The organism is Brenneria izbisi (assembly GCF_025840185.1).
Lineage (GTDB): Bacteria > Pseudomonadota > Gammaproteobacteria > Enterobacterales > Enterobacteriaceae > Brenneria > Brenneria izbisi.
This window is the reverse complement of the sequence record NZ_JAMPJU010000009.1, coordinates 125,637-150,244: the sequence shown is the minus strand read 5'-3', so window position 1 is coordinate 150,244 and position 24,608 is coordinate 125,637. Positions and strand designations below refer to the sequence as shown.

Annotated in this window: 23 protein-coding genes; 12 read left to right on the top strand and 11 right to left on the bottom strand. The window is 54.0% G+C overall.

Features of this window, described 5'->3' with window-relative positions:
* Window positions 1-16 precede the first annotated feature (16 nt).
* Together NC856_RS12865 and rraB are read right to left on the bottom strand one after the other, a co-directional pair.
* Window positions 17-1,795: a ShlB/FhaC/HecB family hemolysin secretion/activation protein gene (locus tag NC856_RS12865; protein WP_264090830.1), complete on the bottom strand. Its 1,779-nt coding sequence runs from the start codon at window positions 1,793-1,795 to the stop codon at window positions 17-19.
* Between the two features lie 262 nt (window positions 1,796-2,057).
* Window positions 2,058-2,483: a ribonuclease E inhibitor RraB gene (gene rraB / locus NC856_RS12860; protein ID WP_264090829.1), complete on the bottom strand. Its 426-nt coding sequence runs from the start codon at window positions 2,481-2,483 to the stop codon at window positions 2,058-2,060.
* A gap of 162 nt (window positions 2,484-2,645) precedes the next feature.
* On the opposite strand from rraB, the gene argF reads away from it, so the two are divergent.
* Window positions 2,646-3,653, top strand: a complete 1,008-nt coding sequence (gene argF, locus NC856_RS12855; RefSeq protein ID WP_264090828.1) for an ornithine carbamoyltransferase — start codon at window positions 2,646-2,648, stop codon at window positions 3,651-3,653.
* 355 nt (window positions 3,654-4,008) lie between these two features.
* Here the strand turns inward: argF and NC856_RS12850 are convergent, their stop codons facing one another.
* Window positions 4,009-4,485, bottom strand: a complete 477-nt coding sequence (locus tag NC856_RS12850) for a YhcH/YjgK/YiaL family protein (protein ID WP_264090827.1) — start codon at window positions 4,483-4,485, stop codon at window positions 4,009-4,011.
* 483 nt (window positions 4,486-4,968) lie between these two features.
* On the opposite strand from NC856_RS12850, the gene pyrB reads away from it, so the two are divergent.
* The 9 genes from pyrB (at window position 4,969) to NC856_RS12805 (ending at window position 11,901) form a co-directional block, all read left to right on the top strand.
* Complete coding sequence (gene pyrB / locus NC856_RS12845) at window positions 4,969-5,904, top strand: aspartate carbamoyltransferase (RefSeq protein ID WP_264090826.1); 936 nt, start codon at window positions 4,969-4,971, stop codon at window positions 5,902-5,904.
* A 17-nt stretch (window positions 5,905-5,921) separates the two neighbouring features.
* On the top strand, window positions 5,922-6,386 hold the full coding sequence (gene pyrI, locus NC856_RS12840) for an aspartate carbamoyltransferase regulatory subunit (RefSeq protein WP_264090825.1): 465 nt from the start codon (window positions 5,922-5,924) through the stop codon (window positions 6,384-6,386).
* 133 nt (window positions 6,387-6,519) lie between these two features.
* Window positions 6,520-6,906, top strand: coding sequence for a 2-iminobutanoate/2-iminopropanoate deaminase (gene ridA / locus NC856_RS12835; RefSeq protein ID WP_113865304.1), 387 nt, complete (start codon window positions 6,520-6,522; stop codon window positions 6,904-6,906).
* A 117-nt stretch (window positions 6,907-7,023) separates the two neighbouring features.
* Window positions 7,024-7,386 carry a hypothetical protein gene (locus tag NC856_RS12830; protein ID WP_264090824.1) on the top strand — a complete coding sequence of 121 codons (363 nt, stop codon included), beginning with the start codon at window positions 7,024-7,026 and terminating at the stop codon, window positions 7,384-7,386.
* Window positions 7,383-7,634, top strand: coding sequence for a type II toxin-antitoxin system RelE/ParE family toxin (locus NC856_RS12825; RefSeq protein WP_264090823.1), 252 nt, complete (start codon window positions 7,383-7,385; stop codon window positions 7,632-7,634). The genes NC856_RS12830 and NC856_RS12825 overlap by 4 nt, the downstream gene beginning before the upstream one ends.
* 310 nt (window positions 7,635-7,944) lie before the next feature.
* The gene (locus NC856_RS12820) at window positions 7,945-9,378 is read left to right on the top strand and encodes a circularly permuted type 2 ATP-grasp protein (protein ID WP_264090822.1); all 1,434 of its coding nucleotides are present in this window, start codon (window positions 7,945-7,947) and stop codon (window positions 9,376-9,378) included.
* Window positions 9,378-10,307, top strand: coding sequence for an alpha-E domain-containing protein (locus NC856_RS12815; protein WP_264090821.1), 930 nt, complete (start codon window positions 9,378-9,380; stop codon window positions 10,305-10,307). The genes NC856_RS12820 and NC856_RS12815 overlap by 1 nt, the downstream gene beginning before the upstream one ends.
* Entirely contained in the window at window positions 10,304-11,140 is an 837-nt protein-coding gene (locus NC856_RS12810; protein WP_264090820.1) for a transglutaminase family protein, read from the top strand. The genes NC856_RS12815 and NC856_RS12810 overlap by 4 nt, the downstream gene beginning before the upstream one ends.
* A gap of 23 nt (window positions 11,141-11,163) precedes the next feature.
* A complete protein-coding gene (locus NC856_RS12805; RefSeq protein ID WP_264090819.1) occupies window positions 11,164-11,901 on the top strand; it encodes a proteasome-type protease in 738 nt (245 codons plus the stop codon).
* A 5-nt stretch (window positions 11,902-11,906) separates the two neighbouring features.
* Here NC856_RS12805 and NC856_RS12800 read toward each other — a convergent pair whose 3' ends face one another.
* The 5 genes from NC856_RS12800 to NC856_RS12780 form a co-directional block, all read right to left on the bottom strand.
* On the bottom strand, window positions 11,907-13,493 hold the full coding sequence (locus NC856_RS12800) for an ABC transporter ATP-binding protein (protein WP_264090818.1): 1,587 nt from the start codon (window positions 13,491-13,493) through the stop codon (window positions 11,907-11,909).
* Window positions 13,486-14,307, bottom strand: a complete 822-nt coding sequence (locus tag NC856_RS12795) for an ABC transporter permease (RefSeq protein ID WP_264090817.1) — start codon at window positions 14,305-14,307, stop codon at window positions 13,486-13,488. The genes NC856_RS12800 and NC856_RS12795 overlap by 8 nt, the downstream gene beginning before the upstream one ends.
* An 80-nt stretch (window positions 14,308-14,387) precedes the next feature.
* Complete coding sequence (locus tag NC856_RS12790) at window positions 14,388-15,374, bottom strand: ABC transporter permease (protein WP_264090816.1); 987 nt, start codon at window positions 15,372-15,374, stop codon at window positions 14,388-14,390.
* 14 nt (window positions 15,375-15,388) lie between these two features.
* Window positions 15,389-16,921: an ABC transporter substrate-binding protein gene (locus NC856_RS12785; protein ID WP_264090815.1), complete on the bottom strand. Its 1,533-nt coding sequence runs from the start codon at window positions 16,919-16,921 to the stop codon at window positions 15,389-15,391.
* A gap of 88 nt (window positions 16,922-17,009) precedes the next feature.
* Window positions 17,010-17,918 carry a homocysteine S-methyltransferase family protein gene (locus NC856_RS12780; protein ID WP_264090814.1) on the bottom strand — a complete coding sequence of 303 codons (909 nt, stop codon included), beginning with the start codon at window positions 17,916-17,918 and terminating at the stop codon, window positions 17,010-17,012.
* A 361-nt stretch (window positions 17,919-18,279) separates the two neighbouring features.
* Here NC856_RS12780 and nrdD point away from each other — a divergent pair, with 361 nt between their 5' ends.
* The gene (nrdD, locus tag NC856_RS12775) at window positions 18,280-20,418 is read left to right on the top strand and encodes an anaerobic ribonucleoside-triphosphate reductase (RefSeq protein ID WP_264090813.1); all 2,139 of its coding nucleotides are present in this window, start codon (window positions 18,280-18,282) and stop codon (window positions 20,416-20,418) included.
* 67 nt (window positions 20,419-20,485) lie between these two features.
* Window positions 20,486-20,950 (top strand): anaerobic ribonucleoside-triphosphate reductase-activating protein, encoded by a 465-nt coding sequence (gene nrdG, locus NC856_RS12770; protein ID WP_264090812.1) that lies wholly within the window; start codon window positions 20,486-20,488, stop codon window positions 20,948-20,950.
* Between the two features lie 58 nt (window positions 20,951-21,008).
* On the opposite strand, the gene NC856_RS12765 is transcribed toward nrdG, so the two are convergent.
* From NC856_RS12765 to NC856_RS12755, 3 genes are all read right to left on the bottom strand, one after another.
* On the bottom strand, window positions 21,009-21,662 hold the full coding sequence (locus tag NC856_RS12765; protein ID WP_264090811.1) for an NAD(P)H-binding protein: 654 nt from the start codon (window positions 21,660-21,662) through the stop codon (window positions 21,009-21,011).
* A 32-nt stretch (window positions 21,663-21,694) separates the two neighbouring features.
* Window positions 21,695-22,141, bottom strand: coding sequence for a YhbP family protein (locus NC856_RS12760; RefSeq protein WP_264090810.1), 447 nt, complete (start codon window positions 22,139-22,141; stop codon window positions 21,695-21,697).
* Window positions 22,142-22,218: 77 nt separating this feature from the next.
* Entirely contained in the window at window positions 22,219-24,450 is a 2,232-nt protein-coding gene (locus tag NC856_RS12755; protein WP_264090809.1) for a YgiQ family radical SAM protein, read from the bottom strand.
* Window positions 24,451-24,608 lie beyond the last annotated feature (158 nt).

Here is a 24,608-nt window from a genome sequence, read left to right as displayed (position 1 = left end):
TTGCTCAACCAAGACATCAGTACTGCCAGTTCAGATTGAAACCCAGGACCACCGGGCTGGTATCGAATCCGCCAGGTTTGGAAAACGGGACGCCCGCGAACAGGTCATAACCGGTTTTGAACGCGTTGCCGCGCAGACCAATCACCCCGCCCGCCAGATGCCGCCCCGACAATATTTCCGTGCTGTTGTTACTGATCTCGCCGTAATCCACGCCCAGATAGAGTTCCTGATTCTGGAGCGGCGTTCGCCAGGCAAGTTCATTACGCACCAGCCAGCCATCATCGGCGCTGAGCGTCAGTTCGCCGTCAAAGCCGCGCACCGTCCAGCGGTTGCCGATAGAAAACTGATCCTGCGGCGTCAGGCGCGTGCTGGCGATTTGACGCTGGTATTGCACGTTGTAGCGAAAAGCCTCATCAAACAACGCGAAAGGCACATCCAGTGCAGTGGAAAACTGCACGATTTTAGCCAACCCGGTGCCTTCTCCCCGCGCCTCTTCCGGCGCGGGCTGCGCGCCGAACCAGCGAGTGCCTCGCTGGTAGCTGACGGCGGCGTCCAGCGTCGCCTGCGCAATATAGTGGCGATGTTGCAAGCCAAGGCGCCAGGCGGAAGTATTGCGCCGCTGCACCTCGACTTCCGTATCATTGATAAAATTACGTGATTCGCGGGTCAGCACCTCGTAGCTGATTGAGGTTTTCTGGCTGCCGCTGCGGTGCAGAACACGGCTGAGTTGGACGTTGAGACTTTCGCTCTCGCCGCGGTAGGTGTAATTTTCATTCAGACCGGCGATGGTCTGGTTATAGTCATAACCGCTGGCGGTGATGCCCGCCTGCCAGTAACCAAAGGGAACTGAATAATGCGCAACGTAGCTTTTGCTGCTTTTCCCGCCGCGGCCTTGCAGATCGCGCCCACCGTAGAGATAGAACGTATCGCTGAGAGAAAAAGGATTATCGAGGAATAGCGTCAAACCGCCCTGATAGCGACCGGTGCTCCTGGTGCCGGCATCATCCAGCGACGCGCCGATACGCCAGTGACGCGCCTGCTTATAGCTGACCACCACGTCGCTTTCCCCCGGATTTTCTCCCGGAAGCAATTGCATATCCGCCTGTGCGGTGGGAACGCGCTGTAAATTCTCCAACCCTTGCTCAATATCGCGTAGATCAAGCAACCCGCCTGCACGCGCGGGCAAAGCGCTGTAGAGTTGAATATAACGATCGCTGTCCGGCGATAGCGTGATCTTGCTGACTTTACCGGCCATCACCACCAGCTTCAGCGTCCCGCTTTTTAAATCCTGCGCCGGCGCCAGTACGCGGGCGGTGACGTAACCGTGATCCACCAGACGGTTTTGCAGCGCGCTCATCAACAAATTAATTCCCTTCGCGCCCAGGCACTGGTTCACGGCCTGATCAGCCAGTCGCTGCAAAGGCAACCAGCCGGGAAAATCCTGCGTTCCCTGTAATTCGACTCGTCGGATAGGGAAACAAGGCGTCATTTCCACCGGGAAATGCAATCGGGTGAGGAACGCGCCTGGCGGTTGTAAACGGATATCCGGCGTCTGAGGCGCCAGTTGCCGCGCTTGCGCACGCTGCCGCTCCTGCTGATTGATTTGCTGTTGATTAATCTGTCGCTGCTCAATTTGCTGCGCATCGGGTCGCGTTGCCGCATTAACATCAGGCGCAATGAAAGGTAAAAATATCGTTAAGATAGCGAGGCGTAAAAAATGACTTCCGGTTAAAAAATAATTAATTAATTTATTGATTTCAAAATAAGAAAAATCAAACTGAGCAATCCTTGTCATTTTTTCGATACCGAATGTAGTAAATAATTAACTTGGCAAATAATTAGTTACATTTTCGCATCGCCACTCAACCTGTGAGAATGGGAAATTTCTCATTCAGCGTTAACGACAAAATAGGATGACAATCCCGCTGACACTTATTCGAACAGCCAACAGATCGGCTGGGTTCGAACGCATTTCTTATTCCGGCGCTCAGCGGGGAAAACAAAAAGCCGCGCATATTTTCACATGCGCGGCCTTGAACGAGATTGGCAGCAAAGAATTAATGACGTTTACCGTCATCATCCTCGTCATAAAAATTTTCGTCTTCGCCGTCCTCATCCTCTTCGCCATCAGGATCTTCAAAGTACGTGCCCCAGCCATCGTAATTCACGCCATGACGTTCCGTCAGCGTCAATAGTTGCTCCACCTGCGCGTCGATTAATTCGGCGTTCAAGGCCACTTCACTGATCGCATCGCAGCACATCAGCAACACGCCGTCTTCCACTTCCAGTTCTTCCGCATCCGTGACTTCGTAGCCCAGTTTGAACGCTTCCACAGCGACCTTTTCCAGTACTTCAAATTTCTCTGCTGAAAAATGATGCTCAATGGTATACAGCGCATCAGGATCGCTGCCGTCTTCCAGCAGTTCTTCGATGATCAGGCGTGTCTCTTCACGTTGTTCTTCCAGTAATTCGCGGTTTGCCATGCCTCAGTCCTCATTCAATCGACGTATTATTTCGTCATTGTCCCACAGCGCTGCCGCCGTCTCCACCATAAAGTTTGATACCGCCACTTGAAATTGAATAATTACACATATAAAGTGAATTTTAATTCAATCAATATATTGAGCCGTATGGAGATGTTCGTCATGAGATCGTTTTACAAGCGTCATTTTTTAAGGTTAATGGATTTTTCCCCGGTAGAAATCTCCAGGCTTCTAACCCTGTCAATCAAATTGAAAGCCGATAAAAAAAGCGGCAACGAAACCCGCCACCTGCAAGGCAAAAACATCGCACTCATCTTCGAAAAAGATTCGACCCGGACTCGTTGCTCTTTCGAAGTTGCTGCATACGATCAGGGGGCGCAAGTCACCTATCTGGCGCCCAGCGGCAGTCAGATCGGTCACAAAGAATCCATCAAGGATACGGCGCGCGTGCTGGGCAGAATGTACGACGGTATTCAATACCGCGGCTACGGTCAGCAAATTGTTGAAACACTGGCGCAATATGCCGGCGTACCCGTCTGGAACGGGCTGACCGATGAGTTTCATCCGACGCAATTACTGGCCGATCTGATGACCATGCAAGAGCATTTGCCCGGCAAGCCGCTGTCCACCATGAAACTGGCTTATGTGGGCGATGCGCGCAACAACATGGGGAATACCATGCTGGAAGCGGCGGCGTTGACCGGGTTGGATTTACGTCTGGTCGCGCCCAAAGCCTGCTGGCCGGACGCCGGACTGGTCGCCGAATGTCAGGCCGCCGCCAAACAAACCGGCGGCGTCATTACGCTGACGGAAGATATTGCCGCAGGTGTGGCTGACGTCGATTTCATTTACACCGACGTATGGGTTTCCATGGGAGAAGCGAAAGAAGCCTGGCAAGAGCGTATTACACTGCTGAAACCCTATCAGGTGAACATGGCGATGATTGCCGCAACGGGCAACCCGCAGGTGAAATTCCTGCACTGCCTGCCGGCCTTTCACGACGACCAGACCACCCTCGGCAAACAGATGGCGGAACAATACGGTCTGCACGGCGGAATGGAAGTCACGGACGAGGTTTTTGAATCCGCACACAGCATCGTATTTGATCAAGCGGAAAACCGCATGCACACCATTAAAGCGGTTATGGTGGCGACATTAAGTGAGGATTAGTATTCCGCCCTTGCTCAGCCACCTTACCGACACGAGACATGTCAGTTCAGTGGGGTTTCGTGCGCAAGAATAGCGGTATTTCCATGCAACGTCGTAGCACGCGCCCGACAAGGAGCGCTCAATCGCCGCGCGCCTTAATCTGTGGCTTTTGGCGGAACGGGGCCGCTACGCGGGTCCTTCGCCGTGAGGTGACGTCTGACGGACCGCCAGTGACGCGTTCCCGACGCAACACTGGCTTGAACCGCATCCATACGGTTCATCCTGAAGTCATCTCCCGACTCAGCCCCTTTTACGCCAAGAATGAAGCACGCCTGTCGCCTTCGTTTTTTTCCCTGAGTTATGTACGAGAATAGAATCAGGGAAGAAAATCAAATTGTGCCGCATCAATCTTTACCACGGCTTTACGCACGTGCGCAGGTTCACCAACCGCACATAGGGGTTTGTGTACTTCGCCTGGGAAAAAGACCACGAAATCCCCTTCCTGCATCACAAACTGTTTTTCCTGTTCGCCAGAGGGCAAAAACGCGATGTCTTTATCCGCCAGCCAATCGGTATCCGGCTTGCCGGCGGGCAGATTGCTGAACGTCATGCCCTCCACGCCGGACAACACAATCTGGATGTCCAGATATTTGGCGTGATACTCGGCGCGGCGTTTTGCCACTAAATCCGTGCTGTCGTTGGAAATCAGAATAAATTCGTTATCACCGTCAATGTCATGCTTGCCCGGCGGGGTATCCGCCGTGATGTGCCGTTTAACATATTCGATGGCGGCGCGCAATTTGGCTGGCAGGTAAGGAACCAGTTCAAGATGATGGATATTGCCAGTAATCATATATTCCCCGTTTGAAAGTGAAACCTTATTTTATAAAACAATGGTCTGAAAACGTTATACTCGCCAAACCCGGCGCTCGCCAGCGCCTTAGACCGAAAGAGTGAGCTGCATTTCACGCTTCCTTTCGAACTTCCTTCCTATCTTCATTTTTTATGTCAAGGATATTCACTGCGCAACCGATTGCGATGGGTAAAAAATCACGTTTTCCGCTTGAATTAGCGTCCTCGGCGCGTATAATTTCCGACAATTTGCCGGGAGGGGTCATGCGCTGCTGCATCAATAAATCCGCTGCTTATGTTGGTTATCAACCACAACTGCCATCCGGCAGCCAGTCGGCGTTTTCCTTTCCGTTGCTCAATCAATCATTCAAAAAAGCCCCTCCGTTGAGGGGCTTTTTTTTGCCTGTCATTCATGGAAAACCAGACGCCGCCTCTGTTTACTTGTCCTGTGTTTACCGGACCAACCGTTAGGAGAAAAACAAAAATGGTCAATCCGCTTTATCAAAAACACATCATTTCGATTAACGATCTCAGCCGAGAACATCTGGAGTTGGCCTTACAGGTCGCCGCCAGTCTGAAAGTCAGACCCCAGCCGGAACTGTTAAAGCACAAAGTGATTGCCAGTTGTTTTTTTGAGGCATCGACGCGAACACGTTTATCTTTTGAAACGGCGATGCACCGCCTTGGCGCGTCTGTGGTCGGGTTTGCCGACAGCAATAACACGTCGCTGGGCAAAAAAGGCGAGACGCTGGCTGATACCATTTCAGTCATCAGCCAGTACGTTGACGCCATTGTCATGCGCCACCCGCAAGAAGGCGCCTCCCGACTGGCGACGGAATTCTCCGGCGGTATTCCGGTTCTGAATGCCGGTGATGGCGCCAACCAGCACCCGACGCAAACGTTGCTCGACCTGTTCACCATTCAGGAAACGCAGGGCCGTCTTAACAATATCAATATCGCTATGGTCGGCGACCTGAAATATGGCCGTACCGTACATTCGCTGACGCAGGCGCTGGCGAAATTCGAAGGCAACCGCTTTTACTTTATCGCCCCGGACGCGCTAGCGATGCCGGATTACATTCTGACCATGCTGACAGAGAAAAACATTCCTTACAGCCTGCATAACAGTATTGAAGACGTGGTGGACGAATTGGATATTCTGTATATGACCCGCGTACAGAAAGAGCGTCTGGACCCGTCCGAATACATCAACATCAAGTCCCAGTTTATTCTGCGCGCCGCCGATTTACAGACTGCCCGCGCCAACCTGAAGGTTCTGCACCCCTTGCCGCGCGTGGACGAAATCACTACCGATGTGGATTCAACGCCCTACGCCTACTACTTCCAGCAGGCAGGCAACGGGATCTACGCACGTCAGGCATTGCTGGCGTTGGTGCTGAATAGTGAACTGGTTTTGTGAGAACACGAGGAATAGCCATGACTCATGATAATAAATTACAGGTAGAAGCCATTAAATGCGGCACGGTAATCGACCACATTCCCGCCCAGGTGGGTTTCAAGCTGCTGACGCTGTTCAAGCTGACCGCCACCGATCAGCGCATTACCATCGGGCTGAATCTGCCGTCAAACTATTTGGGTCGTAAGGATCTGATTAAAATCGAAAATGTGTTCCTGACCGAACAACAGGCCAATCAACTGGCGATGTATGCGCCGCAAGCCACCGTCAACCAGATTGATAACTATGATGTGGTGCGCAAACTGGCGCCGACGCTGCCGGAACACATCGACGGCGTGCTCACCTGCCCCAACAGCAACTGTATCAGCCGTAGCGAACCGGTGTCGTCCTCGTTCAGCGTTAAACAACGCGCGGGCGAAGTCCACCTGAAGTGCAAATACTGTGAAAAAGAGTTCGAGCGTCAGGCCGTATTGCAGGATCACTAACGCCCACTGCCGGTTTTCTTTCATTGCCCCGCTGATGAGCATTGCCTGAGGCGGGGCTTTTTTGAATAATGGCAATGCTTTTTTGAATAACGGAAATGTTAGCGTCCCTTTTTCATCCTAATCAGGAGATACCATGTCTCGCACTATCAGCACTGAACACGCGCCAGCCGCCATCGGCCCTTACGTACAAGGCGTCGATCTCGGCAGCATGATCATCACCTCCGGTCAGATCCCGGTAAACCCGAAAAGTGGTCTGGTTGCCGACAATATTACCGCCCAGACGCGTCAGTCGCTGGAAAACGTTCAGGCGATTGTGGAAGCCGCAGGCCTGAACGTTTCCGATATCGTTAAAACCACCGTTTTCGTCAAAGATCTGCACGATTTCACCCTCGTCAATACCGCTTACGAAGCCTTCTTCAACGAACACGAAGCGCCGTTCCCGGCTCGCTCTTGCGTTGAAGTCGCACGTTTGCCGAAAGATGTCAAAATCGAAATTGAAGCGATCGCCGTTCGTCGTTAAGCCTTGTTATTGGTCAAAGTCATTCATAACACCATAAAGACGCGCTATTTGGCGTAATGCCGAGCAGTCAAGGATCGGCGGAATGATCCAGTCGTGGTGTAAGAATCCGGGAATCTCATGGTTTCCGGTTTTTTTATGCAAATTGCTCAGGATCTTAACCTTGTCTCCTGCCGCGGCGCCATCCATAACCCATTGATATATGCGACAAGTTTCTTGACCCAAAACCTATCATCCGTTGCCTGGCCGGAAAACAAAACCAAAAATAGCACGTCATTTGGTAATGCTTGGGTATATACCCAGTATCTCTTTTTATGGGGGTATTATGGCGACAAAAGCTGTTTTCACAATGAAGCTCTACGGCGTAAAGTTGAAGTCGCTCGCCAATCTGTACGTACTGGTCTTGGCCGGACTAATGAAGAAGTTGAAGCAACGTTTGCGGCTCGACGCAATCAGGTGATAGCGGGTAAAGGCAGATCGTGATCGTTATCTGGACGCCAGAGGCCGAGCAAGATCGTGCTGACATATGGGATGATATTGCGGCGGATAATCCGGTCGCTGCTGTTGAAATGGATAATCACTTTAGCGAAGCCGCAAGCAGGCTGGGCGAACAACCAGAAATGGGCGTTCCCGGTAAGATCGCGGGGACGCGCGAACTGTGCCCACATCAACACTTCGTATGGTGTATGAAATTATCGAAGATGAGGACGCTATATGGGTGTTGTCCCTGATAAGCACTTTTCATGAATGGCCACCGGTTTAAACCGGTTGACTCACCATCCCGTCATTATTCGCAAAGTAAAAACCACTCTTATGTTTATGTCGATCAGTTAAGGATCGGTTAATCCGCGTCGAAAAAACGGCGTATGCCGATCCAGAACCCGCGCCTGATACGAATTCCCATGGTGCAACCGACTCACAGAACGCCCCAGTAATAAGCAAAATCTTTTGCTAACTAATGACAAAGGCTCACTTTGTCAAAATGGCGCATTTTATGCATTGATCTATTATCGCTATTAAGCGAGATGCCTGGGGATGATGATGATAAGAATGAAACTTCCGACCGCGCCTTACTACGATGAGATGATCTCGCTGGAAGGCAAACAACGTCAGCATTACAACGCCTATTGGCAATGGTTACAACAGACCGATCAACAGGCCATCCGGCAGAAAAAGGAACAGGCCGAACTGCTGTTTCATCGTGTTGGAATTACGTTTAATGTTTATGGTGAAGAGGGGGGTACCGAGCGTTTAATTCCTTTCGACAGTGTGCCGCGCATTATTCCGGCTCATGAATGGCGACAACTCGATCGCGGTATTCGGCAGCGGGTCCAGGCGCTGAACGCGTTTCTGTATGACATCTATCATCAGCAACATATTCTCAAGGCAGGCATTATCCCCAGTGAACAGGTGCTGGCAAACGACCAGTACCAACCTTGCATGCAGGGCGTCAATCTGCACAACAATATCTACGCCCATATCACCGGTATCGATATGGTGCGCAACAGCGACGGCCATTATTACGTTCTGGAAGACAACCTGCGCACGCCTTCCGGCGTCTCTTACATGCTGGAAAACCGCAAAATGATGATGCGGCTCTACCCGGATCTGTTCGCCAGCCAGCATATCGCTCCCGTCGAACGCTACCCCAGCTACCTGTTGCAGACGCTGCGTGAAAGTACGCCGGTTGATGATCCGACCGTGGTGGTGATGACGCCGGGCCGTTTTAACAGCGCGTACTTCGAGCACAGCTTCCTGGCCCAGCAGATGGGAGTCGAACTGGTGGAAAGCGCCGATTTGTTCGTCAAGGAAGGCGCAGTCTATATGCGCACCACGGAAGGCCCTTGTCAGGTGGACGTCATTTATCGCCGTGTGGATGATGCCTTCCTCGATCCGCTGGCGTTCCGCGCTGATTCGATGCTTGGCGTGCCGGGGTTGTTGTCAGTCTACCGCGCTGGCGGCGTGGTGCTGGCCAATGCCATTGGCACCGGGGTAGCGGACGATAAATCCATCTATCCCTATGTGCCGGAGATGATCCGTTTCTATCTGTCCGAAGAGCCGATTCTGGGCAATATTCCCACCTGGCAGTGCCGCGATCCCAAAGCATTGCGCTATGTACTGGATAATCTGGCCAGCATGGTGGTGAAGGAGGTCCACGGCGCGGGCGGCTACGGCATGTTGGTCGGCCCGAAAGCCACACGTCAGGAAATTGATGACTTTCGGCTGCGTTTGCTGACCAATCCGCATAACTACATCGGACAGGAGACATTGGCGCTTTCCACCTGCCCCACGTTTGTCGAACAGGGTCTGGCCCCCCGCCACATTGACCTGCGACCGTTCGCGCTGTTCGGCGAGGAAATCCGTCTGGTGCCCGGCGGACTGACCCGCGTGGCGCTTACGGAAGGGTCGCTGGTGGTCAACTCCTCGCAAGGCGGCGGTACCAAAGATACCTGGGTCATGGAGGAGGATGAATAATGCTAAGCCGCACCGCCAGTGAACTCTATTGGATGGCCCGTTATCTGGAACGGGCGGAAAGTCTCGCCCGCGTGCTGGATGTGACTTACAAACTCTCCATGATGCCGCGTCATAGCCAGCAACAGCACGATTTGGCGTTGCCGTTGAATCTGACTTACACCCACGATCTTTTTCAGCAGCGCTACACCCGTTTCTCCATGAACAACCTGCTGAATTTCTTCGCGCTGGACAGTCAGAATCCAAGTAGTATTTACCACTGCATCGAAATGGCCTGGAACAATGCCCATGCCGTGCGCGGCAGTTTGTCTTCCGAAGTGTGGGAATGCATCAATACAACCCGCATTGATATCCGCAATCTGCGTCATCAGGGCGTTGATAAAATCGGCATCGATGAATTTTTTGATTGGGTGAAAGAGCGTTCCCACCTGTTTCGCGGCGCGATGTTCGGAACGTTGCTGCGTAACGACGCCCAGTGCTTTATTCGCGTGGGGACGTTGATAGAGCGCGCTTACGCCACCGCTCAGTTGCTCAACGTAAAAGATCAGCAATTGAACAGCGATCCCGATCCGGTGCGCGAATATTACCGGCTGGATACCCTGTTGCGGGCGGTCAGCGCGCGTGAGGCTTATCACAGTATCTATCGCCATCCGATAAACCGCGAAACCGTGACCGAACTGCTGGTGCTACGTGAGGACGTGCCGCGCTCGCTGCACGCCTGTGTAGGCGATCTGGTTCAGCAACTGGAAGCCATTGGCAGCCAGCGAGCCAAAGTGCCTCATCGTCTCGCGCACCTGCTGCACGTCGAACTGCGCTTCAGTACGCTGGACGATATTCTGGCAGATGATCTGCACATTTACCTGAGTAATTTCATCAGTAAAATCAATGAACTAGCTGAAAGCATCCGTCATACTTATCTGGAGGCGCTATGAAACTCACTATTAATCACCTGACCCACTATCACTATGATGAGGAAGTGAAGTTCAGCACCCAGTACCTGCGTCTGACGCCACAGGATTCGGCGCATCAGAAGATACGGGAATGGAAGCTGACGTTGCCAGCCACCGCGGTGGAAACCACCGATGCCTACGGCAATGTGCTGCATGTGCTGACGTTGGATCACCCGCATCATGACATCACCATTCATGCTCAAGGCGTGGTCGAAATCGCCGATAACGCCATAACAGAGAGCACAGCAGAAAGCAGCCCCGCCCCGGAAGATACGCTTTCGCCGCTGGTGTTTCTGCGCATCACGCCGCTGACCGAGGCCGATGCCGATATCCGCGAGTTTGCGCAGCGCTATTATCGGCCTGATGCGCCGGAGGAAAGTCTGAATACGCTGATGGCGGAATTAGCTGTGAAAATGCCGTATACTCCCGGCGCTACGCAGGTTCAGGATAGCGCGGCGGTCGCCTTCGCCATGCAGAAAGGCGTTTGTCAGGATCATACCCACGTCTTTCTGGCCTGTTGTCGTAGCCTGCATATCCCGGCCCGTTATGTGAGCGGTTATGTGTATAGTCAGGATAGTCAGCACGTGGCGATGCACGCCTGGGCGGAAGTGTGGTTGAATGGCCGTTGGCAGGGGTTTGACATCACCAACAACACCCGGCTGCTCCATCAACACCTGTGGCTGGCGATAGGCATGGATTATCTGGACGCCTGCCCGGTACGCGGCACAAGACTTGGCGGCGGGTGTGAAGAGATGTTTTCAGAAGCTGAAGTACGTTTGTTTGAACGGCAACAACAGGTACAGCAGCAACAGTAAATTTTTTAACGAGAAGGTTCTTTATGACGTACTGTGTGGCCATGCGTCTGTCCGACGGTTTGGTTTTTGCTTCAGACTCTCGCACCAACGCGGGCGTCGATCACATTGCAACGTTCAAAAAACTGCATGTTTTTCATCAGGCAGGCGAACGGGTGTTAGTGATCCAGTGTGCCGGTAATCTGGCCACCACGCAGAGTATCATCAGCCTGCTCAGCGCCCGTATCGACGCGCAACATACGCCGAACCTGATGCAGGTCACGACCCTGTATGACGCCGCCACGCTGCTGGGAGATACCGTGCGTGAGGTGATCCAGCGCGACAGCAGCGCGCAGCAAAACGGCAGCAATACCAACTTTGGCTGCAATCTGCTGCTCGGCGGTCAAATTGGCGATGAAGTCCCGCGCTTGTTTCATATTTACCCAGAAGGCAACTTCATCGAAACCACCCGCGACACGCCTTATTTCCAAATCGGCGAAAGCAAATACGGCAAACCAATTATCGATCGGGTACTGAGTATGGATACGCCGCTGGAGCATGCCATGTGTTGCGCATTAATTTCCATCGATTCCACCCTGCGCAGCAACCTCTCCGTCGGGCTACCGCTGGATGTGATGATTTATCGCAATAACAGCTTTGATATCAGCGAACAACAGCGCATCACCGAAAATAACCCCTATTTCGCCACTATCCGCAAAGCATGGTCGGAAGGATTACTGAACACATTCCGTCAGCTTCCTCCTTTCCCGGTAGTATCAAAATAGCCGGGTTACGCATCCACTGCGGCCATCGCTTCCTGTAGCCAGCCGCAACGCATTTCCGGTACGGCCTGCAATAGCCGCTGGGTGTAATCATCCAGCGGCGGCGACAACGTCTCGTCCACCGCGCCTTGACGAATAATCCGCCCGTTTCTCAATACCGCCACGCTGTCCGCGATTTCCCGGACAACATGCAGATCATGAGTGATAAACAGATAAGAGACGCCCGTCTCCTGCTGAATCTGTGCCAGTAACGCCAGAACATCACGAGCCACCAGCGGATCCAGCGCCGATGTCGGTTCATCGCAGACAATCACCGCCGGGGACGCCGCCAGCGCACGAGCGATGCAAACGCGCTGCTTCTGACCGCCGGAAAGCGAGGGGGGATAGCGTTCGGCAATCGTCACCGGCAATCCAACCTGATGGAGCAAATCATCAACACGCGCTCGCCGTTGTGCGGCGGGTAAATCCGTCAGGCAGACGATGACGCGTTCAATTTGCATGCCGACCGTCAAACGCGGATTCAACGCCGTATCAGGATGTTGATGAATCATTTGTATGGATTGCAAATGCCGACCGGTGCGTTGCGCCAATCGAGCGGGCAGGCGCTCGCCATTGAGTACAATGTCGCCATCGGTTGGCGAGGTAAGGCCGCACACCGCGCGGCCCAGCGTCGATTTTCCCGAACCGGACTCGCCGATGACCGCCAGGGTGCGGCCACGGCTGAGCCGCAGGGAAATCGACTCCAGTACACGCTGACGGCCATAGTGAGCACTGACTGCGCGGATATCCAGCAAGGCGTCGTCCAACGGGGATTGGCGCGGCTTATGACGGCTCCTTACCTGCAACAATTGCCGCGTGTACGCTTCTCTGGGCTGCGCCAGCAATTGCCGCGTTTCGCCCGCTTCCACCTGACGACCGTGCCGCAACACCATAATACGGTGACTAAGTTGGGCCACCACCGCCAGATCGTGGCTGATATACAGCGCGGCGACACCGGTTAAACGAATAATATCGTCAATCGCGCTCAGTACCCCTAACTGGGTGGTGACATCCAGCGCCGTAGTCGGTTCATCAAAGATAATCAATTCAGGCCCGGCGCACATCGCCATGGCGATCATCGCACGTTGAAGTTGTCCGCCAGATACCTGATGCGGATAGCGTTTGAAAAACACCGCCGGTTCCGGCAGGGAAAGCTGCGCGAACAACGTCAGCGCCCGTTCGGTCGCCTGCTGACGCGATAAAATACGATGACGCACGGCGGCTTCCATCACCTGTTCGCCGATGGTTTGCGCCGGATTGAACGCAGCGCTGGCGGACTGCGCCACATAAGCGATGCGGCTGCCGCGTATTTTGCGCCGTTGCCGCTCTGAGCACACCGCCAGATCAGTGTCCTGAAACCAGATATTGCCGTGCTGAATCCGCATGCCATGACGACAATGACCAAGAATAGCCTGGCCGATAGTCGATTTCCCGGCGCCGGATTCACCAATCAGACCCAGCACTTCGCCTTTTTTCAGGCTAAAGGAAATATCCTGCACCAGCGTCTGGTCGCCTGCGACGACGCACAGTCGCTCAACACGTAGTAAATCAACCATGTCGGCCCCCCCGCCAGCGGCGTTCATTACGGCCCAGCAATCCGTCGGCCACCGCATTCAGCGAAAGCGCCAGCAGCGCAATCGCCGCCCCCGGCACCAGCGCCGCCCAAACGCCGAACAGGATGCCGTCTTTATTGTCGCGCGCCAGCCCGCCCCAATCCGCCGTCGGCGGCTGGATGCCCATGCCGAGAAATGACAACGCGGAAAGAAACAGCAGGATGAAAATAAAACGCATGGCAAACTCGGCCACCAGCGTAGTCAGTGCGTTAGGCAGGATTTCCCGCCACAGGATCCAGCGCATGGATTCACCGCGCATCCGCGCCACTTCAATAAATTCCTGGGCGGCGATGTCCACCGCCAGTGCGCGCGCCACCCGCAAGACCCGCGTGGCTTCAAGCAATCCCAGCACCAGAATGATGATCAGGGTGCTCTTCGGCAACATCGCCAACACCACCAGCGCCAGAATCAGTGTCGGGATCGCCATCAATACATCATTCACGCGGGAGATCAGTTGATCCACCCAACCGCCGCGCACCCCCGCCAGAAACCCCAACAACGTCCCCGACGCAAAGGCCAGCAGCGCCGCCAGCGCGGTAACCGTCAGCGAAGTGCGCGTCCCCCAGATCAAACGGGAGAACAGATCCCTGCCCAGATTGTCCGTTCCCAGCAACGCGTTATCCATTGGCCCCAGCCAGGCGCCGCCGATCACCTGCTCCGCCGGATACGGGGCAAGCCACGGCGCTAGCAACGCCACCAAAACAAAAACGCTCACGCCTGACAGACCGAGCAACGCCGAAGGTTTTATCGCAGGCATTCAGTCGAACCCACTTTTATTAACATAATGTATTTTAAACATATTTTATTTTCACGCAGGGTTTGCCTCTATCACGGCAATCAGCGCGCATGCCGCAAGCGCGGGTTGGCGCAAAGCGCCACCACATCCGCCAGGAGATTGAGCAAGATATAAATCGCCGCCAGCACCAGCGCACACCCCTGGATGACCGGCATATCGCGCTTGCTGATGCCATCGACCATATACTGTCCCAGTCCGGCATAAACGAAGACGTTTTCCACAATCACGACGCCAACCATCAGGTAAGCCAGATTCAGTACGATCACATTGATAATCGGCCCCCAGGCATTCGGCAGCACATGACGCAGCAAAATACCGGAAGGCGAAATGCCTTTCAGCAACGCAGTATCAACATAGGCGGCATTTTGCGCGTTGATGAGCGCCGCGCGGGTCATGTTGCTCATATGCCCCAGCACCGCCAGCACCAGCGTGATGCCCGGCAAGGCTATCGCGGTCAGCCGTGATGACAACGGCATGCCGTCGCTCACATTGCTGTTACTGGGCAACCAGAACAGCGTGATAGAGAAAATAAGGATCAGAAGATAGCCAGAAAAGAACTCCGGCAGCGCCACCGCGGTACGAGTGACCAGACTTAAGAACTGATCGAGCCAACTCCCCTGATAGCGCACGGAAAGAAAACCGATCAGCAAGGCCAGCGGCACCGCGACCAGCGCGGCAACGCCGGCCAGAAACAACGAATTATCAAGGCGGGAGAGCAGAACAGGCGCAATTTCCTGACGGCTGGTGAAGCTCCGCCCGAAATCGCCCTGTAATACCCCGCCCAGCCAATCGAAATAACGGGATAGCGCGCTTTGATCAAGCCCCAATTGCAAGTTCAGCGCCTTCACCGCTTCCGGCGTGGCGGACTGCCCCAGGATCGCCGTCGCCGGATTGCCCGGCAATAACTGAATACCGGCGAAAATCAGCGCCGATACCACGGCAATCATCAGCCCCCCCGCCAACAGACGGCGCAGGATCATGGACAATAGCGGAAAACGATCGCTGAAAAACCAGCCGTTACCTGACATCACCATCCCTATATTCAGCTTGCCAGCCACACTTTCTCAGCCGCGCGATTGCCGCTCAGCGGGAAGCCGGGGATCGCCTTCAGCCCCTTGACGCGGTTGCTGCACGCATCCAGCGCATCGGCATACAACGGAATGATCTCGCTGCCTTTTTCCACCAACATCAGTTGAATATCGTGGTAAATCTGACGGCGTTTATCTTCATTCGCTTCGCCGCGCGCAGACTGCACCAGTTGGTCAAACGCGGGTTCATGCCAGAAAGACTCATTCCACGGCGCTTTGCTGGTAAAGACCAGCGACAGCAGCGCATCGGCGGTCGGACGCATCGACCAGTTGGAAGACACGAAGGTTTTCTTCATCCACACATTATCCCAGAAAGCATCGTCCGGCACGCGCTCCACTGTCAGCGGAATACCGGCGCGTTGCGCGGATGCCTGATAGAGTTGACCGGCATCCACCGCGCCAGGGAAACCGGCATCGGCGACGGACAACACCAGCGGGCCGCTGAATCCGGCTTTCTGCCAGTGATATTTGGCCTTCTCAGGATCGTAAGGACGTTGTGGAATGTCTTTGGCGAAATAGCGGTTCGACGGGAAAATGGGGTTATCGTTGCCTACGCTGGCGTAACCGCCCAACACGGTATCAATAATCTGCTGGCGATCGATGGCATATTTCAACGCCAGACGTCCATCCAGCGAATTAAACGGCGCAACGTTGCCCAGGCCGGGGAAAGTAAAGATCTGGCTGTCACGCGAACGCAGCAGCTGTAGATTCGGCATCTTTTCAATGCGGCCCACAATGCGCGGATTCACCCGGTTGATGATATGCGCGGAACCACTGACCAGCGCGGCCACGCGCGCGGTTGAATCATTCATCGCCAGCGTTTCCACGGAATCGACGTGACCGCGAGCGCTGTTCCAGTGATTAGGGTTGCGTTTTACCAGCGTGCGCACCCCCGGCTGGAAACTGTCCAGAATAAAGGCCCCGGTGCCGATGCCTTTATCAAAGGATTCATCTTCCGGCGTGATGGCGAAATGCACATCGCTCAATAACGCAATAAATTCGACATTCGGCTCGTTAAGACGAATGGTCACTTCATGGGTTCCTGTGGCTTCCAGCAACGTAACCGGGTCCAGATAACCTTTTACCGATGAACTGGACTGTTCGCCCCGATGGTGGTTGAGCGAGTAAACCACATCTTTTGCCGTCAACGAACGACCATCATGGAACTGCACGCCGGAACGGATTTTCAACACCCAGACACGACCACCTTCCGCACTGCTCCAGGATTCGGCCAGCGAGGGGATAAGTTCGCCGTTTTCATCCAGTTCAACCAGATTATTGAACAACTGGGAACCGACAAAATACATATACGTTTCAAACCAGAAGGCAGGGTCAAGGCGGTCAGTGCTTGAGGCGTTGTCCACGCCCACAATCAGATGCCCGCCTTTTTTCGGCGTTTCATCGGCTTGCACGCCCAACGGCCAGCCAGCAGTCGCGGCAGCAACGGAAATCGCGCAGGCGCCTTTAATAAAATGACGGCGATTCATGATGTTATATTTCCTTCGTTATTCCATATTCATAAGGTGGTCTGGTTATTATGTATGATGCGCGAAAATAAGCCGAAAGCGTCTCTCTTTACGCCTGATGACGAAACGATCGCGCCAAATACGCAATATGTTCCGGGCCAATGCCGCAACAACCGCCTACCATTGTCGCGCCCTGCGCCACCCACTCTTCAGCCAGTTTCAGATAACCTGCCGGATGAGTATCGGTTCTCAGGCGGCTCAACCCTTCATTGGCCCCGCGTTGATTATCTTCCGGTTCAAAGGCATTGGCATACACGCCAATACGCATGGTGGATTGCTGCTGTTGGAGAACGGATTTGGCCTGCTTCACCGCGGGCGCCATCACTTCAGGGCGGCTACAGTTGAACAGCAGGCTACTGGCCCCAAGCCGGATCGCGCTTTGCGCGGCGGCGGCGACTGTTTCGCCGGATCGCAAATGCGCCAGCCCCTGTTGATCGGTTTCATCTTGCAGCGTGAAGGATAACCACAGTTCACGTGTGTCGTCAGCCAGCAGCTTACGCACCAGCGCAACTTCAGCCAGCGACCCCTGAGTTTCCGCCAGCCACACATCCACATACGGGCTGAGCGCATCGATCAACACACGCAGGATCGGCGCCGCCGCGTCAGGTTTGAACAAATCGGGACGGTAGGACCCCAGCACTGGCGGCAGCGAACCCGCCACCCGCACCGAGGCGCCTGCGGCGTCCGCAGCTTCACGCGCCAGTTTTCCGGCCAGTTCAGCCAGTTCCCGACCGCGTACAGAGAAAACATCATCGCCAATATGAAAAGGCACTACCGCGTAACTGTTGGTGGTGATGACCTGCGCACCCGCCGCAATAAAGCTGTCATGCACCTGACGGACATGCTGCGGCGACGTCATCAACGCCAATGCCGACCACTCAGGCTGACGAAACGGCGCCCCGACACGCGCCAGTTCACGCCCCATTCCCCCATCCAGAATCAGAACGTTTTCCGCCATCGTCATCACCTTACCGAATCAATAGAAAAGAAAGCACACATTACTGAAAACACATCTGGATGTCTAGATGCCTTGATAGCTAAATAACGATAACCTCATGCCGTGCCGTGCGCACCGGGCCTTCACTGCTAACGCCGCCTGATTGGTTATATTTTATTCAAGCACGAATTCTCTCCTATAAGCTATTTTCTTTGCTCTACATCAACAAAATGGTGATATGCATGCACCGAATTCAATATATAGTGTCTATCCTGTAAACATCACCCATATATAGTGTTTATCCACAATATCATCCACAGCCACCGCAGCCCTTGCGCGTTGCGGTTTTCGCCTGTGGATAACCTTGCAAGAGGAACAAAACGTGAAACCAGTAGTGATTAAACGGGACGGTTGTCAGGTGCCTTTTGATGAAGTTCGCATCAAAGAGGCCGTCGAACGCGCGGCGCAGGCGGCGGGCGTTAATGATGCGGATTACTGCGCAACCGTGGCCTGTGCGGTCGCTCAACAGATGCAGGGTAAAGCGCGCGTCGATATTCACGAAATTCAGAACGCCGTCGAAAACCTGCTGATGTCCGGTAATTATAAGCAGTTGGCGCGTACTTACATCGAGTATCGCCATGACCGTGATGTGGCACGCGAGCGGCAGGGGCGTCTTAATCAGGAAATCCGGGGGCTGGTTGAGCAAAGCAATATGGCGCTGCTCAACGAAAACGCCAACAAAGACAGTAAAGTGATCCCGACGCAACGCGATCTGCTGGCCGGGATTGTCGCCAAACATTACGCCAAACAGTACATTCTGCCGCGTGACGTCGTGCTGGCCCATGAACGCGGCGAAATTCACTACCACGATCTCGATTACTCGCCCTTCTTCCCAATGTTTAACTGCATGCTGATCGATCTGAACGGCATGTTGACTAAGGGATTCAAAATGGGGAATGCGGAAATCGAACCGCCGAAATCGATTTCAACGGCCACCGCGGTGACCGCGCAAATCATCGCGCAGGTCGCCAGCCATATTTATGGCGGCACCACCATCAACCGCATTGACGAAATTCTGGCGCCATTCGTCACCGCCAGTCATGCCAAACATAAAGCCATCGCCGACGAATGGCGGATCCCCGATGCCGACAATTATGCCCGCATCCGCACGGAAAAAGAGTGCTATGACGCCTTCCAGTCGCTGGAATATGAAGTCAATACGCTGCATACCGCCAACGGCCAGACGCCATTCGTCACCTTTGGTTTTGGGCTTGGCATAAGTTGGGAATCGCGTCTGATTCAGCAATCCATTTTGCGTAATCGCATTGCCGGGCTGGGCAAAAACCACAAAACCGCGGTCTTTCCCAAACTGGTGTTTGCCATCCGCGATGGCCTGAACCACAAAGCGGGCGATCCGAATTACGATATCAAACAACTGGCGCTGGACTGCGCCAGTAAACGGATGTACCCCGATATCCTGAACTACGATCAGGTGGTTAAGGTCACCGGTTCGTTTAAAACGCCGATGGGTTGCCGCAGTTTTCTGGGCGTCTATGAAGAAAACGGCGAGCAAATTCACGATGGCCGCAACAATCTGGGCGTTATCAGCCTCAATCTGCCGCGTATCGCGCTGGAAGCCAACGGGGATGAAACGCGCTTCTGGACGCTGCTCGACCAACGTCTGGCGCTATCGAAAAAAGCGCTGATGACGCGTATCGCCAGACTGGAGAGCGTGAAAGCGCGTGTCGCGCCGATTCTGTATATGGAAGGCGCCTGTGGCGTGCGCTTAAAAGCAGACGACAACGTAGCGGAGATCTTTAAGCATGGGCGCGCGTCCATTTCGCTCGGCTACATCGGCCTGCATGAAACCATCAACGCGCTGTTCGGCAATCAGGTTCATGTATTCGACAGTGAAACACTGCGTGAAAAAGCCGTGGCGATCGTCGCGCATTTAAAAGCCGCCACCGACCAGTGGAAAGCGGATACCGGTTATGGCTTCAGCCTGTACAGCACGCCAAGCGAAAACCTGTGCGACCGTTTCTGCCGTCTGGATACCGCCGAATTCGGTGTCATACCGGGCGTCACCGACAAAGGTTACTATACCAATAGTTTCCATCTGGACGTGGAGAAAAAGGTTAATCCTTACCAGAAGATCGATTTTGAAGCGCCCTACCCGCCGCTGGCGAATGGCGGGTTCATTTGCTACGGCGAATACCCTAACCTGCAACACAACCTGAAAGCGCTGGAAGACGTCTGGGATTACAGCTACACCCGCGTACCCTACTACGGCACCAATACGCCGATAGACGAATGCTACGAATGCGGCTTCACCGGCGAATTCGAGTGCACCAGCAAGGGCTTCACCTGCCCGAAATGCGGTAATCATGACTCATCGCGCGTTTCTGTCACCCGTCGCGTTTGCGGTTATCTGGGCAGCCCGGACGCCCGGCCATTCAACGCCGGTAAACAGGAAGAAGTAAAGCGCCGGATCAAGCATCTGGGGAACGGCCAGTTAGGTTGATTATTTCAGGCCGCATGGAACGCGGCCTCTCCTCAATACATGGTTTTATACACATGGCTTTACACACATGAATTATCACCAGTATTACCCGGTTGATGTGGTCAACGGCCCCGGCACGCGCTGCACCCTGTTTGTCGCCGGATGTGTGCACCAATGCGCGGGGTGCTACAACAAAAGCACCTGGCGGATTAACTCCGGTCAGCCCTTTACCCAGGCGATGCAGGATCGGATTATTGCCGATCTACAGGATACGGTGATCCCCCGGCAAGGCATTTCCCTGTCCGGCGGCGATCCGCTCCACCCGCAAAATATTTCTGAGATTCTGCGACTGGTGAAACGGATACGGGCGGAATGTCCGGGTAAGGATATCTGGCTGTGGACGGGCTATGTGCTGGCGGAACTAACCGCGGAACAGCAACAGGTGGTGGATCTGATTAACGTACTGGTTGACGGCAAATTTGTGCAGGATCTGAAAGATCCGTCGCTAATCTGGCGCGGCAGCAGCAATCAGGTCATTCATTACCTGCGCTGATACCGCTTTCTGTCGTCATACCGGATGCCGCAGCACGCGATTGCCAAACATAATGTCACTATTGCAGCGATGTCTGCCTGCCCAGAGTTCTCAATTGGTCAGACTCCAATACCGTGACGCGCGCTTTCGGTTCAGGAGAAAATGCCTGATTCATAAGCGCCTGGGCCACGGTTTTTCCTTCGATGGCACGCCATTTGGCCGGAAACAGTCGAAATAGCGGTGCGGCGAAACGTTCAAACGGGCGATGCACTTCCCTTTCTCCCAGCAGCAACGCGGGTTGCGCTAACGTCAGATGTTGCCAGCCTTGTTGCTGTAAGGATTTCTCCGTTTCGCCTTTCACTCTGGAGTAGAAGAACGGTGAAGACGTATTCGCGCTGAGCGCGCTGACAACCAGCAGATGTTTCGCCCCCAATGCCAGTGCAGCCTTTGCGCTGTCCACCACCAACGTGTAATCCACATCGCGGAAAGCCTGTTTGCTTCCTGCCGTTTTGATGGTGGAACCAAGGCAACAAAACGCGATATCAATGGGAGAAGTTAACTGGGAAAGCGCTACGGAAAGATCGGCGTTATGAGGATTCACCAATTTTTCAGCCGGAGGCAGTGGTTTGCGAGTGGGTGCGTAAATCGTTTCAACCCGATGATTTTCTTTTAAAAGTTGCAGAAGTTCACGTCCTACCAGCCCCGTCGCTCCTAATAGCAATACCCGGCTCATTACATACTCCTCTGGTTATCTCTCTTTTAATATCAGGCGTCATGTTCAGTCCGTTGCCAATGGCGTTTCTTGCCAAAACCCAGGGTGTTATCCGTCATTTTCAGTTCAGTTAATTGTAAGCGCCACACTGGAGCCTGTGCGCCGCGGGCCACCGGGAAGCGGGCGTGATAACGCGCCCTCGCCTGCTGTTCCTCCTCTCCCTGCAACAACTCGGCCCGCGCCCGAAACTGCACGCCTTTAATCAACATGACGCTTTTCGGCTGGCCGCTGACTGTCCCGGCGACCAAAGGCTGCCGGCGCATCAGTTCACCATGACGGGTGTGCAACTCCGTCATCAGGTAAAAAGCCACCCGCTGTTCATCATAAGTATAGAAGCAACTCGCACACCATAAATCCGAATTATCGCCCACGCATACGCTCAGTACGTGCAGCTTTTTCAGATAACGGGAGATAGCATCAAGCGCGTTTTCGTTCTCCATCGGCTCTCCTGGGTAATGGCATAGAAACGGCGGCGCTCGTTAAATGCATCACAGATCATTCAACGCGGCCAACGCCATCAGACCGGTTTTTTATCGCGGTTAACAGAATTAGATCGGCCTGATTTTTTATTCGTTTTGCGGTTTTTCGTCGCCGAAGAACCGCCGGATACGACTTTTTTACCTGCCGGTTGCGGCGTTGTAACCGGCGCGGCAAAACGCGTCAACGCAGGGCGAGTGGATGACCTGCCCCTGACGCCTGAACCCGTGCGTTCCCCCGGTTTTTCCGCCGGAACCAGACAATCAGGCCGGTTGCCAATCAGCCGTTGCATTCCCATTGCGCTCAACGCATCGCGGATCAACGGCCAGTTGGCCGGGTCATGGTAGCGGAGCAGCGCTTTATGTAGCCGGCGCTGACGCTCACCGCGCGGCACCACCACATCCTCGCTCTTGTAGTTCACTTTGCCGAGCGGGTTCTTGCCGCTGTAATACATAGTAGTGGCATTCGCCAATGGAGAAGGATAAAAGTTTTGCACCTGATCCAGCCGGAAACGATTTTCTTTCAACCACAGCGCCAGATTGACCATATCTTCATCACGGGTTCCCGGATGCGCGGAGATAAAATAGGGGATTAGATACTGCTGTTTTCCCGCCTGTTTTGAATAGCTGTCAAAAAGCTGTTTGAAACGATGATAGCTTCCCATACCGGGCTTCATCATTTTTGACAGCGGCCCGGTTTCCGTATGCTCTGGCGCAATCTTCAGATATCCCCCCACATGATGCTCCGCCAGTTCTTTGATATATCGCGGATCTTTCACCGCCAGATCGTAACGGACGCCGGAGGCGATAAGAATTTTCTTGATCCCTTTCAGGCTGCGGGTACGCCGATATAATTTGATGGTCGGCTCATGGTTGGTGTCCATGTGAGAACAGATTTCAGGGTAGACACAGGAGGCCCGGCGGCAGCTTTGCTCGGCACGCGGAGACTGACAACGCAACATATACATATTCGCCGTCGGGCCGCCTAAATCGGAGATAACGCCGGTGAATCCCGGTACATGATCGCGGATCGTCTCGATCTCTTTGACAATCGATGCTTCCGACCGGCTCTGGATGATCCGTCCTTCGTGCTCGGTGATCGAACAAAATGAACAGCCGCCATAGCACCCGCGCATGATGTTGATCGAAAAGCGGATCATATCGTAAGCGGGGATAACCGCATTGCCGTAAGAAGGATGCGGAACCCGCTGAAACGGCAGCGCAAACACCGCATCCATCTCTTCGGTTGAGAGCGGGATCGCCGGAGGATTGATCCAGACGTAACGGTCGCCATGCTTTTGCATCAAGGCTCTGGCGCACCCCGGATTGGTTTCGTGATGCAATATCCGCGACGCATGAGCGTACATCACTTTGTCTCCCTTCACTTTCTCGAAGGAGGGCAACAGCACATAGGTTTTTTCCCACGGCTTAGGCCGAGGCGCCCGCACGGCGATCGGCTGAGCGGCATCCGGCGCAGGCCGTTCCCCGACGACGCAGGGTAAATCTTCGCCGTAAGGATTGATGATAGGTTCAATGCGACCGGGCTTATCCAGCCGGGTCGAATCAACGCCAGTCCAGCCAACCAGCGCCGTTTTACGCATCACCGCGGTGTTGCGCACATCATGGATATCGCTTATGGCTTCACCCGCCGCCAACCGGTGCGCCACTTCCACCAACGGACGTTCGCCGTTTCCATAAACCAACATATCCGCCTTGGCATCCACCAGTACTGAACGCCGCACGGTATCAGACCAATAATCATAATGTGCGATACGCCGCAGACTGGCCTCGATGCCGCCCAGGATCACTGGAACCTCGTGGTAGGCCTCTTTACAACGTTGGCTATACACCAACGTTGCCCGATCGGGCCGCTTTCCGCCCACATTGCCCGGCGTATAAGCATCGTCATGACGTAATTTGCGATCAGCCGTGTAACGGTTGATCATCGAATCCATATTTCCGGCAGTCACGCCAAAAAACAGATTGGGCTGACCAAGCCGCATAAAATCGTTTTTCGACGTCCAGTCAGGCTGAGCGATAATGCCGACGCGAAATCCCTGCGCTTCCAGCATCCGTCCGATAATCGCCATCCCAAAACTCGGATGATCAACATAGGCATCGCCGGTCACCACGATCACATCGCAACTGTCCCAGCCCAGCTGATCCATCTCTTCACGCGACATGGGGAAAAACGGCGCAGTACCGTAACACGCGGCCCAATAACGCGGGTAAGAGAACAATGTTCGTTCTGGCTGAATCAAGCTGATTGGCATAGAAATTCTTCGTTATCAGAAAATAGGTTGCGTATACATCTGGTCAACATTTGATAGTTTATTAATCAGAAAGCAAGGGGCAAAGATTATACGCGGACAACCTTAGCGCTGCTGATAAGAGTGGTTCAGATATGCGGCGGATCAAGATTTTCCGTCAG

Coding starts and splice junctions, on each gene's coding strand:
- NC856_RS12865 (WP_264090830.1), bottom strand. CDS start 1,795: ATGACAAGGATTGCTCAGTTTGATTTTTCTTATTTTGAAATCAATAAA.
- rraB (WP_264090829.1), bottom strand. CDS start 2,483: ATGGCAAACCGCGAATTACTGGAAGAACAACGTGAAGAGACACGCCTG.
- argF (WP_264090828.1), top strand. CDS start 2,646: ATGAGATCGTTTTACAAGCGTCATTTTTTAAGGTTAATGGATTTTTCC.
- NC856_RS12850 (WP_264090827.1), bottom strand. CDS start 4,485: ATGATTACTGGCAATATCCATCATCTTGAACTGGTTCCTTACCTGCCA.
- pyrB (WP_264090826.1), top strand. CDS start 4,969: ATGGTCAATCCGCTTTATCAAAAACACATCATTTCGATTAACGATCTC.
- pyrI (WP_264090825.1), top strand. CDS start 5,922: ATGACTCATGATAATAAATTACAGGTAGAAGCCATTAAATGCGGCACG.
- ridA (WP_113865304.1), top strand. CDS start 6,520: ATGTCTCGCACTATCAGCACTGAACACGCGCCAGCCGCCATCGGCCCT.
- NC856_RS12830 (WP_264090824.1), top strand. CDS start 7,024: ATGGTTTCCGGTTTTTTTATGCAAATTGCTCAGGATCTTAACCTTGTC.
- NC856_RS12820 (WP_264090822.1), top strand. CDS start 7,945: ATGATAAGAATGAAACTTCCGACCGCGCCTTACTACGATGAGATGATC.
- NC856_RS12815 (WP_264090821.1), top strand. CDS start 9,378: ATGCTAAGCCGCACCGCCAGTGAACTCTATTGGATGGCCCGTTATCTG.
- NC856_RS12810 (WP_264090820.1), top strand. CDS start 10,304: ATGAAACTCACTATTAATCACCTGACCCACTATCACTATGATGAGGAA.
- NC856_RS12805 (WP_264090819.1), top strand. CDS start 11,164: ATGACGTACTGTGTGGCCATGCGTCTGTCCGACGGTTTGGTTTTTGCT.
- NC856_RS12800 (WP_264090818.1), bottom strand. CDS start 13,493: ATGGTTGATTTACTACGTGTTGAGCGACTGTGCGTCGTCGCAGGCGAC.
- NC856_RS12795 (WP_264090817.1), bottom strand. CDS start 14,307: ATGCCTGCGATAAAACCTTCGGCGTTGCTCGGTCTGTCAGGCGTGAGC.
- NC856_RS12790 (WP_264090816.1), bottom strand. CDS start 15,374: ATGTCAGGTAACGGCTGGTTTTTCAGCGATCGTTTTCCGCTATTGTCC.
- NC856_RS12785 (WP_264090815.1), bottom strand. CDS start 16,921: ATGAATCGCCGTCATTTTATTAAAGGCGCCTGCGCGATTTCCGTTGCT.
- NC856_RS12780 (WP_264090814.1), bottom strand. CDS start 17,918: ATGGCGGAAAACGTTCTGATTCTGGATGGGGGAATGGGGCGTGAACTG.
- nrdG (WP_264090812.1), top strand. CDS start 20,486: ATGAATTATCACCAGTATTACCCGGTTGATGTGGTCAACGGCCCCGGC.
- NC856_RS12765 (WP_264090811.1), bottom strand. CDS start 21,662: ATGAGCCGGGTATTGCTATTAGGAGCGACGGGGCTGGTAGGACGTGAA.
- NC856_RS12760 (WP_264090810.1), bottom strand. CDS start 22,141: ATGGAGAACGAAAACGCGCTTGATGCTATCTCCCGTTATCTGAAAAAG.
- NC856_RS12755 (WP_264090809.1), bottom strand. CDS start 24,450: ATGCCAATCAGCTTGATTCAGCCAGAACGAACATTGTTCTCTTACCCG.